The organism is Yoonia sp. (genome assembly GCF_017854415.1).
GTDB lineage: Bacteria > Pseudomonadota > Alphaproteobacteria > Rhodobacterales > Rhodobacteraceae > Yoonia.
On sequence record NZ_JAFMHR010000020.1, the window covers coordinates 1 to 10,308 of the forward strand.

The following is a 10,308-nucleotide window of genomic DNA, read 5'->3' on the forward strand; positions in this document are numbered from 1 at the left end:
CCCCCGCCATCCCAGCAAGATCATGTCGCTGCAATCCAGCCGATCCCGGGTGCGGCAGATGATCATAAAGCACGTAAACCGCGCCACAAACCCGAACGCCGCGATCATGGCGAAGCGTTGGTTGAAAAGCGCGGCAAGCCAGCTTTCAAAGGCAAATCTGACGGCAAGAAACCCGGTGGCAAAGGCAAACCGCCTTATAATGCTGACGCGAAACCACGTGGTGCTAGTGCTGGGAAACCTGCGGGAAAACCACGGGCAAGCGCCAATGACACCTCAAAACGGTTCGTTCCTCCGGGGGGCAAAGCCAAGCCGCGCAAAGCGCCCGGCAAGGGCGGCAGCGCCGCACCGCGTCGCGGGAAATCCTAAAACCTAAGCGATAAGTCACATTTTTATCACGCCGCAGCCGCGGCGTGAACGCGCTGGCTCGTCAGAACGGGCACATGTTTCGTATGCTGAACCTACGAGCAGCTAAAGGACCAGAAAAATGGCCACAGCAACACCTAAGAAATCAATGCCCGCGCAGGCGCCAAAACCACAACAGCAAACGGCACGTCAGCAGGGTAAACCACAAGCACCTATCTACACCGATTTCGCGAGTATCTGACAGGTCAACAATTCTGCTTGGCTGGTGAGGTGACGCGAAATGCAATCGCCCTCCCCGATTGCAAACGCGGCCTCACTGGCGTCTTTTTCAAAGCCCCGATAGGATCGCGGCATGGCAGACTTGACCTCCATCAAAAATATTGGCCCCGCCTTCGAGGCGCAGTTGAAATCTGTCGGTATCACCACCGCAGAAGACTTGCGCGCGCTTGGTGCAGACGCCGCATATGCCAAGATGCTTGAAGGCGGAAACAAACCTCATTTCATTGGTTACTACGTGCTGCATATGGCGCTGCAAGGGCGGCCTTGGAACGACTGTAAGGGTGCCGAAAAAGCGGCATTGCGCAAGCAGTTCGATGAAATCAAAGCGGGCAGTTTTGATGACGCACGCTCGGAGTTAGAGCTGTTCTTGAACAGAATTGGCGTTGTAGAGACGGCCAAACAATAAAAAACCGCCCGCACCTTTCGAGGCGCGGACGGTCAATGTCGAAAACAGCTGGTCGGGTTCACCCCGACACCGCTAATTTAGCCAACCAGTTCAAGACCGGAGAAGAAGAATGCGATCTCTTCTGCAGCTGTTTCTGGCGCGTCGGAACCGTGCACAGAGTTTTCACCGATGGACAGTGCGAATTCTTTGCGGATCGTGCCGTCAGCTGCGTCCGCTGGGTTTGTTGCACCCATAACTTCGCGGTTTTTCGCAATTGCGTCTTCGCCTTCGAGAACCTGAACAACGATCGGCTCGGAGATCATAAATTCGCAAAGTTCGCCAAAGAATGGACGCTCGGCGTGCACACCGTAGAACTGCTGTGCTTGGGCCAGCGTCAACTGGATGCGCTTGGACGCGACAATGCGCAGGCCTGCGTCTTCGAATTTAGCAGCAATCTTGCCGGTAAGGTTACGCTTTGTGGCGTCTGGTTTGATGATCGAAAATGTACGCTGGATAGCCATGGATAAAGCCTCTTGATTTTGCTGCGGGCGATGCCCGATGAATGATGGCTGCGCCCTAACACGCAGCTTGTCACATGAAAAGCCGAGAATTATGCGCGGCCGTGCAACCCTGCTTTGCGCCGCGCAGGTAAAACCTCGATCACGCCTGCCAGAACGACCAAAGTGCCACCAATAATTTCAATGGTGTTCAGCCCTTCTCCGACAATCAGGGCCGCCGAAACGGCGGAGACAAACACCTCTGCCATCAACAAAATCCCGACCCGCGCGGGTTCAAGTTTGGTCGCAGCCCACATGATCCCTGCCATTGCGGCCGCAAGCCCAAAAGCTCCGGCTAGAAACACCCAACCAAGCATCGCCCAAGGCTGCGCCACAGTGCCCAGATCCGGCGCAGGTTCCAGGATCGGGGCTAGTATCAATGCGCCTAGCCAAACGCCCGCCACCAAGACAAAGGCCGATTCAAACGGACCCGCCGTTGACTTTACCCGAATGCCCACTGTCGACACGGCCCATAAGAACCCTGACGTCAGGCCTAACCATTCGCCCAAATTGCGCGGCACCGGTGCTGTTCCGTCCGCCCCCAGCATCAAAACCAGCCCCATAAGCCCCATAAGCAACACAACGACCCGCCTGCGCGTGATCGCCCAGCCCATCCAGATACGGCCTAATAAAGTGCTCCAGACTGGTGTCAGGAAAAACAGGATCACGACGATTGCGACGCGCCCGTAAAGCAGGCCAACCGAATAAAGCATGAAGGCCACACCACACAGCGCCACAGAACAAAGGGCCAATGGTGAAGACGCCGCCAACATGGCCCGCCCCCGCCAACCAAATGGCAACAAGATCATCAACGCAGCCGTTGCAATCGCCAGTATCCCCCAAGCGCCAGACAAGCCAAGCTGTGCAATTTCGCGCACCGGCAGCCAATAAAGACCCCAGAGACTTCCGATCAAGAACACCAGCAAAGTGGCTATAAATGTTGTGCGTGCAGTACCCATAAAGACCTGCATAACCAGACCCCCACCCAAGGACCAGAGCACAAGCACGCAAAGCCCATTGACCGCGCAAGTCGGATCAATCATAGCGCGGGCATGCTTAAGATTTCAGATGTCACATACTCCGTCGAAGGCCGCACGTTGGTCGAACACGCAACCGTCACCATTCCCACTGGCCACAAGGTCGGGCTTGTGGGGCGTAACGGGTCGGGCAAGACGACCTTGTTCCGGATTATCCGCGGAGAAATGGTGCTCGATACTGGCAGCGTCAGTATCCCCAAGGGTTGGAAAATCGGCGGTGTCAGCCAAGAAGTCCCCGGCAACGAAGTATCACTGATCGACACGGTTCTGCGCGCTGATACAGAACGCGAAGCGTTGCTGGCCGAAGCTGAAACCGCCACCGATCCCGGACGTATCGCCGAAGTGCAAACCCGCCTTGCCGATATCGAAGCATGGTCCGCAGAAGCACGTGCTGCCACCATCCTGCGCGGCCTTGGTTTTACTCACCAAGAACAACAGCAGCCCTGCTCTGCCTTCTCTGGTGGTTGGCGGATGCGCGTCGCACTTGCGGCGGTACTTTTCTCTGAACCTGACCTGTTGCTGCTGGACGAACCAACAAACTACCTCGACCTTGAAGGCGCGCTTTGGCTCGAGGCCTATCTGGTCAAATACCCCCATACCGTGCTGATCGTCAGCCACGATCGCGAATTATTGAACCGCTCTGTGGGCGGCATCCTGCACCTCGAAGACAAAGGCCTGATCTACTACACAGGCCCTTACGATACGTTCGCTCGCCAACGCGCCGCCAACCGCGCGGTCCAAGCAGCGGCTGCCAAAAAACAAGATTTGCAGCGCGCGCATCTGCAATCCTTTGTCGACCGCTTCAAAGCCAAAGCATCCAAAGCAAAGCAGGCGCAGTCGCGTGTAAAAATGCTCGAAAAGATGGAAACAATCCGCGCGCCCGAAGATGCGGCACGCACAGTGTTCACTTTCCCCGAACCCGAAGAACTGTCCCCGCCCATTATTGCTACGGAAAACGCGGCTGTGGGTTATGGCAATACGGTCGTGCTGCATGATCTAAACCTGCGCATCGACCAAGACGACCGGATCGCTTTGCTGGGCCGCAACGGCGAAGGCAAGTCGACGCTGTCGAAAATGCTGTCCAATCGCCTTGATGTGATGCGCGGCACGATGGTGACATCAAACAAGCTGCGCATCGGCTTTTTCGCCCAACACCAGGTCGACGAGTTGCGGATCGAAGAAACTCCGCTCGATCACCTGTTCCGTGAACGGCCCAACGAAGGCCAAGCGAAACTGCGCGCCCGTCTTGCAGGTTTTGGCCTCGGCGCAGACCAAGCTGACACCGAAGTCGGACGTCTGTCGGGTGGACAAAAAGCACGCCTTTCGCTGCTGCTGGCTACGCTGCCCGCGCCGCATCTGCTGATCCTCGACGAGCCGACAAACCACCTTGATATCGAAAGCCGCGAAGCGCTGGTAGAAGCACTGACCGCCTATTCTGGTGCTGTGATCTTGGTCAGTCACGACATGCACCTGCTCAGCATGGTTGTGGACCGCCTTTGGCTGGTCAAGGACGGGCATGTCACGACGTATGATGATGATCTGGCGTCATACCGCAAAATGCTGCTGACGCCTGAAAAAGCATCCGACAAAGACAAGCCGAAGCCTGCAAAAGTAGAAAAGCCAACCCGTGAAGCGATCATGGCACTGCGTGCTGATGCGCGCAAAGGCGAAGAACGCGTCAAGAAAATCAATGAGATGCGCGACAAGCTCGCCAAGAAACTTGCTGATCCGGTCCTCTACGAAGACGGAAAAGCGGGCGAGCTTGCGACTTGGAACAAGAAATACGCCGAAGTTATGGACGGGCTGGAACGGGCCGAAGCGATGTGGATGGCAGCCCTCGAAAAGCTGGAAAAGGCCCAAGGTCAATAACCAGCGCCCGCTTATCATCTTGCCCGAAAAAACTCCCGCCGGAGGCATCCAACACTTGCCAAACCGGACCTGAGCCTGCCAGACAGGAACCATCATGACCGAACTCCCTGCCCTCATTGCTGCGTTCACGACGCTGTTCATCATCATCGACCCACCCGGTCTCGCGCCGGTTTTTATTGCGTTGACGCAAGGGATGAATGCTGCTCGGCGCCGCGCCATCGCTATTCGCGCTTTCTTAGTGGCTTTTGCGTTGATGATGGTTTTCCTGTTTCTAGGCGAGGCCGTCTTGGGCTTCATCGGCATTTCCATGGACGCTTTCCGCATCGCTGGCGGGATCCTGTTGTTCCTCACAGCGCTTGATATGCTGTTCCAACGCAGACAGGCGCGCCGCGAAGACAGCGCGGCTGAAGGCCAAGCCGAACACGAAGACGACCCGTCAGTGTTTCCACTGTCGTTGCCACTGATCGTCGGTCCGGGGGCGATCACAACTGTCATCCTGCTCGCAGGCGAAGCACAAGGCATCGCAGACTTGGGCGCCATTGCAGGTGTGATCTTTGCGGTCATGATGATTGTCTTGCTCGCCTTCCTCGCCGCGCCCGCGATTGAACGCGCATTGGGCAAAACTGGGCTGAACATCGTGACCCGCGTGCTGGGCATGTTGCTGGCCGCATTGGCGGTACAATTCGTGCTTGATGGCCTTAGGGGTTTTGGGATCGGGGGTTAAGCCCTATATTCTCTCTATGAGCGCAGATCAGATCATGCAATTGACCTATTTGGTCCTCTTGGCGGCCGCCATTGGCGGCTCTGCCATTGTGGCTGGACGGTCCAACATGGGAAAAATGGCGCAACAAGCCGCCATTTGGGCACTCATTTTTGTGGGCGTCGTGGGGGCCTATGGCTTATGGGAAGATATCAGCAGTGATGTGAACCCCCGTCAGGCAATGGTGGATGCGAACACAATCGCAGTGCCGCGTGGCTTTGACGGGCATTACCGCCTGACCCTTGATATCAACGACACCCCTGTGAGTTTTATTGTGGATACTGGCGCAAGCCAGGTCGTGCTATCGCAGCGAGATGCGGCGCGGATCGGGCTTGATCCGGCAAACCTCACCTATTCGGGCAATGCCAGTACCGCAAACGGTGTTGTGCGCACAGCGCCCGTAATCTTGAATGAAGTAGCCCTTGAAGGCATTATCGACCGCGGCGTTCAGGCTGTCGTGAATGGCGGCGAAATGGACACGTCTTTGCTGGGCATGACCTACTTGGGGTTCTATGACCGGATAGAGATTACAAATGGCGAATTGGTATTGATACGATGATCAGATGTTTTGCGCTTTTGATGTTTTTGGGGGCCTGTGCCGCACCGGTGCCCGAACTACCCGAAGACTTTGACGCGAGTTTTGCGTTCTAGGCATGGTAAGGTGGATCATGATCCACCTTACTTTTCAGCTTTCTTCGTCCAACGCCCGTCTTCTTGCGCCCAGTATTGCGCGCTACATCCCGCATCGGTAAGCGCTTTCCACTGTCCACGGGCATAATCAAGCGCCACACCATCGTGACCATCAAACAAAATACAAACACGCTCTAATGCGTTGACTTCGCTGTCCGAAACAGCGGCGCCAGCGACCGTCATCAAACACCCGAACCCGTCGCTAGGCACATCACCAATCAAAACCGGCTGATCGGCATCATACACCCCTCCAGCGATCCCATGCGGCAGAAATCCATCCTCTGGACCTTGCCACATGACGTCGTCCAAACGCTTTGTCAGCACGTCATCCGCACTGCGCACCAAAACACGCCAACCCGCACCACGTGCCTTGCCGACAAGCATCGGCAAGGTCGCCTCGAGTGGGCTATCGGTCAGGTGATAGAAAAATACTGCGCCCATTTATGTCTCGTATTTATCGGCGATTAACCGGTTCAACGCCATTACACCCCAACCTGTCGCACCTGCAGGCGCAAGGGCAGTTTCTTTTTTCACGCTTGCCGTGCCTGCAATATCCAAATGCGCCCAAGGCACATCGTCCTTTACAAACCGCTGCAGGAATTGCGCCGCTGTGATCGATCCGGCAAAGCGACCGCCAACGTTCTTAATGTCGGCAATCTGCGATTTGATCAGCTCATCATAGGCAGGGCTTAACGGCATCCGCCATGCGCCTTCACCTTCGGCCGCCGCAGCTTTCAAAAATGCATCGCTTAATTCGTCCGAGTTCGAAAACAGGCCTGCATTCTCATGGCCCAAAGCAACCAGGATAGCGCCCGTCAGTGTCGCGAGATTGATCATCCCGACCGGTTTGAACCGTTCCTGTGCGTACCAAAGCACGTCCGCCAAAACCAAGCGCCCTTCTGCATCGGTGTTGATAATCTCAACTGTCTCACCCTTCATGGATTTGACGACATCGCCCGGACGGGTCGCATTGCCAGACGGCATGTTCTCAACAAGGCCGACGATACCGACGACATTCGCCTTAGCTTTGCGCAGTGCTAACGTGCGCATCACCCCCGCAACAACGCCTGCGCCACCCATATCCATGGTCATGTCTTCCATGCCGCCCGCAGGTTTCAGGCTTATCCCGCCAGTGTCAAAAACAACGCCCTTGCCGACCAAAGCGAATGGCGCCTCTTTGCCACCACCGTTCCAAGACATAACAACCACTTTGGACGGGCTGTCAGAACCTTGACCGACACTCAGCAAGGTACGCATACCCAGTTTGTGCAGGTCCGGCTCTTCGAGAATCTCAACATCAAGACCCAGTTCTTGCATCGCAGCGAGGCGGGCCGCGAAATCGTCGGTGGTCAGAACGTTTGCGGGTTCGTTCGTCAAATCGCGGGTAAAGAACACGCCTTCGGCGATCGCAGCCATCGGTGCGGCTGATTTTGCAACATCCTCGGGTTTCGCAACCATAAAGGTGACAGCACCTTTGAGCTTTTTTTCTGCAGACTTATGCGCGTCGAAATCGTAGCCGCGCAACGCCAATCCCAGCGCAATCTCATCAGCACGCGCGATACTGCCCGCAAGCACCAGCACGTCTTTACCGCTTTGCGCCTTGGCCAGTTGCGCCCCCGCTTTGCGGGCTTCCTGGCTTGACGGGCGGCGACCCAGCTTGATGACACAAACTGCGTCGGCCTCTAAACCTGCCGGATAAGCAAGGTTTGTCAAATCCCCGACAGCCATCTTTTCAAATGCATCGCTTTGTGTGAACCGCCCCAGCGCTTTGCGGCCAAGAGTGTTCACTTTACGCGCACCTGCATCCATTTTCCCGTCGACATCGACGAACACTACAATCTTGCCTGTGGCGGTGGCCACTGCATCAAGATCGACTTCTTTAAACTGGATTTCTGCAGGCGTTGTCATGGGCGCTCCTTTGGGTGACGATGTTGCTTACGCAATACGTAGCCCGCGCCCCCCACAATGACCAGATAGCTGTTCAATCCGTCGCAGCGATGGGTTAGTTTGACGCCAAGCAAACAGGTGCATAGCGCAAAGGACACCAACTTGGCAAAATTTGACAGATATATGCTGTCGCAGCTGATGGTGCTGTTTGGTTTTTTTGGCCTTGTGCTTGTGCTGATCTATTGGATCAACCGTGCCGTCGTGCTGTTTGATCAGCTGATCGCCGACGGCCAGTCGTTTAGTATCTTTTTGGAATTCAGCGCGCTGTCCTTGCCATCGGTAATTCAGCTGGCCCTGCCATTGGCCAGTTTTGCAGCCGCAGTTTATGTCACCAACCGCATGGCGACGGAATCAGAGCTTACGGTCGTTCAGGCGGCCGGATATTCTGCGTTTCGACTTGCGCGGCCGGTCCTGTATTTCGGTCTAATCGTGGCACTTTTAATGTCGATATTGACGCATTTTCTGGTGCCTATGAGCCTCACAAAGTTGTCAGAGCGTCAATCAGAACTGGCCCAGAACGTCACGGCACGCCTATTGACCGAAGGGCAATTTCTAGAGCCAACGAATGGCGTTACTTTTTACATTCGCGAGATTACCCCAACCGGTGCACTGTCTGATATCTTTTTGTCAGACACACGCAGCCCCAACAGGCAAATTACTTACACAGCATCGCAGGCGTTTCTGGTTCGCGACCAAACCACGATCCAACTTGTGATGATCGACGGCATGATCCAGACCTATAGCGCCGCAGATCAGCGACTATTTACAACAACATTTGATGACTTTGCTTTCAATATTGGTGCATTGACTGGCGGCGAAAGCAACCGCGGTCGGCGCGATCGCGAGCTGTCAACGCCGGAACTTCTCAACCCCACCCCAGCATTGATCGCGGAAACCGGTCGCACTGCTGCACGGTTGATTTCTGTTGGACATGACCGGTTCAGCCAATCAATTCTGGGCACTGTCGCCGCGCTGTTGGGCTTTTCGGCGCTTATGGTCGGTGGCTTTAGTCGCTTTGGCGTTTGGAAGCAGATCGTCTTTGCGATCTTGCTTATTGTCGTGGTCAAAGCCTTTGAGACGATCGGTTTGAACATCGCCCGTTCGAACCCGGAACTATGGTTTGCGACCTACCTGCAAAGCATCGTTGGTTTCGTGATTGTGTGGTTTTTACTGTTTTGGGCGGGGCGACCTTATCTGTTCAAGCGGCGCATCAAAGAAGGTGCGCTGGCATGATCCTGCATTTCTATTTCGCGCGGCGGTTTTTGATGACCTATCTCGGTGTTACCGGCGTGTTTTTTCTGATCATCCTGTCGGTTGATCTGGTAGAGCAACTGCGCAAGTTTTCGAAAGCAGACGCTACAATGTGGGATGTCATCATCCTTAGCCTATTGAATGCGCCGCGTACGATTTATCTTATGATGCCGTTGATAATGATTCTGGCGTCTGTGTCCTTTTTTCTGGCCCTGTCGCGCTCCTCTGAAATGGTCGTAACCCGTGCGGCAGGACGTTCAGCAATTCGTGCGCTGATGGCCCCAATAGCGGTCACCTTGGCGATTGGTTTGACCTGTGTGGGTGTTTTGAACCCAATCGTGGCGGCAACCTCGAAAGCCTACGAAACACGCGGCGATGCATTGCGCGGCAGCAACTCTATCTTGTCGCTGGGGTCATCGGGTTTGTGGTTGCGCCAAGGCGACGTATCAGGACAAACTGTGATCCGAGCGCAAAGTGCCAATCTTGATGGCACACGGCTGTCTGACGTGACATTTCTGACCTTCACCCCCCAAGGTGCGCCAGCCCAACGGATCAACGCGGGATCGGCAGAGCTTGCGACGGGGGAATGGATCTTGCGAGAGGTCAAATCCTGGCCCCTGCTGGACGAACCTATCCCAGAGGCCGCAGCCCTTAATCTGCCGGAGCTTTCGGTTCCTTCGACACTGACGCCCGATCAAATTCGTGACAGCTTTGGAACACCGTCTTCGATCCCTATCTGGGAGTTTCCAGCCTTCATTGACCGCTTGCAGAAAGCAGGTTTTTCCGCCCAGCGTCATTTGGTTTGGTTTCATAGCGAATTGGCATTGCCGGCTTTTCTGGTCGCCATGGTCTTGATTGGCGCCAGCTTCACACTGCGCCATCAACGCGGCGGTCGCACCGGTCTGATGGTGCTTTTTGCCGTTCTGTTGGCTTTTACCGTCTATTTCATCCGCAACTTCGCGCAAGTACTCGGTGAAAACGGCGAACTTCCCGCCCTTTTGGCCGCTTGGGCACCGCCATTAGCTGCAATCGGAATGTCGCTCGGCATCTTATTGCACAACGAGGACGGGTGATGCGGATATTTACACTTATTCTTTTTCTCCTGCTGCCAATGCAGGTTTGGGCTCAAGGCGCAGCCACGCTGATCGCAGACAGTGTGCGCCTGAACGG

10 protein-coding genes and 1 pseudogene are annotated in these 10,308 nt (G+C 55.4%); 7 read left to right on the forward strand and 4 right to left on the reverse strand.

The features are described 5' to 3' along the window. Together QZ197_RS03995 and QZ197_RS04000 are read left to right on the forward strand one after the other, a co-directional pair. Positions 1–366: pseudogene (locus tag QZ197_RS03995) on the forward strand (ATP-dependent RNA helicase); the annotation flags it as partial. A 349-nt stretch (positions 367–715) separates the two neighbouring features. Continuing rightward, entirely contained in the window at positions 716–1,048 is a 333-nt protein-coding gene (locus QZ197_RS04000; RefSeq protein WP_296430299.1) for a TfoX/Sxy family protein, read from the forward strand. 77 nt (positions 1,049–1,125) lie between these two features. On the opposite strand, the gene ndk is transcribed toward QZ197_RS04000, so the two are convergent. Both ndk and QZ197_RS04010 read right to left on the reverse strand, forming a co-directional pair. Further along, positions 1,126–1,548: a nucleoside-diphosphate kinase gene (gene ndk / locus QZ197_RS04005; RefSeq protein ID WP_296430301.1), complete on the reverse strand. Its 423-nt coding sequence runs from the start codon at positions 1,546–1,548 to the stop codon at positions 1,126–1,128. A gap of 89 nt (positions 1,549–1,637) precedes the next feature. Continuing rightward, positions 1,638–2,627, reverse strand: a complete 990-nt coding sequence (locus tag QZ197_RS04010; protein ID WP_296430303.1) for a DMT family transporter — start codon at positions 2,625–2,627, stop codon at positions 1,638–1,640. A gap of 9 nt (positions 2,628–2,636) precedes the next feature. Between QZ197_RS04010 and QZ197_RS04015 the strand changes: the two genes are divergently transcribed. The 3 genes from QZ197_RS04015 to QZ197_RS04025 all read left to right on the forward strand — a co-directional run bounded on the left by QZ197_RS04015 (position 2,637) and on the right by QZ197_RS04025 (position 5,809). After that, positions 2,637–4,490 (forward strand): ABC-F family ATP-binding cassette domain-containing protein, encoded by a 1,854-nt coding sequence (locus QZ197_RS04015; protein WP_296430305.1) that lies wholly within the window; start codon positions 2,637–2,639, stop codon positions 4,488–4,490. A gap of 94 nt (positions 4,491–4,584) precedes the next feature. Further along, positions 4,585–5,214, forward strand: a complete 630-nt coding sequence (locus tag QZ197_RS04020) for a MarC family protein (protein WP_296430306.1) — start codon at positions 4,585–4,587, stop codon at positions 5,212–5,214. 16 nt (positions 5,215–5,230) lie between these two features. After that, positions 5,231–5,809 (forward strand): TIGR02281 family clan AA aspartic protease, encoded by a 579-nt coding sequence (locus QZ197_RS04025; RefSeq protein ID WP_296430308.1) that lies wholly within the window; start codon positions 5,231–5,233, stop codon positions 5,807–5,809. A gap of 119 nt (positions 5,810–5,928) precedes the next feature. Here the strand turns inward: QZ197_RS04025 and QZ197_RS04030 are convergent, their stop codons facing one another. Beyond that, positions 5,929–6,381, reverse strand: coding sequence for a DNA polymerase III subunit chi (locus tag QZ197_RS04030; protein WP_296430311.1), 453 nt, complete (start codon positions 6,379–6,381; stop codon positions 5,929–5,931). Further along, positions 6,382–7,848 (reverse strand): leucyl aminopeptidase, encoded by a 1,467-nt coding sequence (locus QZ197_RS04035; RefSeq protein ID WP_296430313.1) that lies wholly within the window; start codon positions 7,846–7,848, stop codon positions 6,382–6,384. 162 nt (positions 7,849–8,010) lie between these two features. Between QZ197_RS04035 and lptF the strand changes: the two genes are divergently transcribed. Then, positions 8,011–9,120, forward strand: coding sequence for an LPS export ABC transporter permease LptF (gene lptF, locus QZ197_RS04040; protein ID WP_296430362.1), 1,110 nt, complete (start codon positions 8,011–8,013; stop codon positions 9,118–9,120). After that, positions 9,117–10,211, forward strand: coding sequence for an LPS export ABC transporter permease LptG (gene lptG / locus QZ197_RS04045; RefSeq protein WP_296430316.1), 1,095 nt, complete (start codon positions 9,117–9,119; stop codon positions 10,209–10,211). The genes lptF and lptG overlap by 4 nt, the downstream gene beginning before the upstream one ends. The last annotated feature ends 97 nt before the right edge of the window (positions 10,212–10,308 follow it).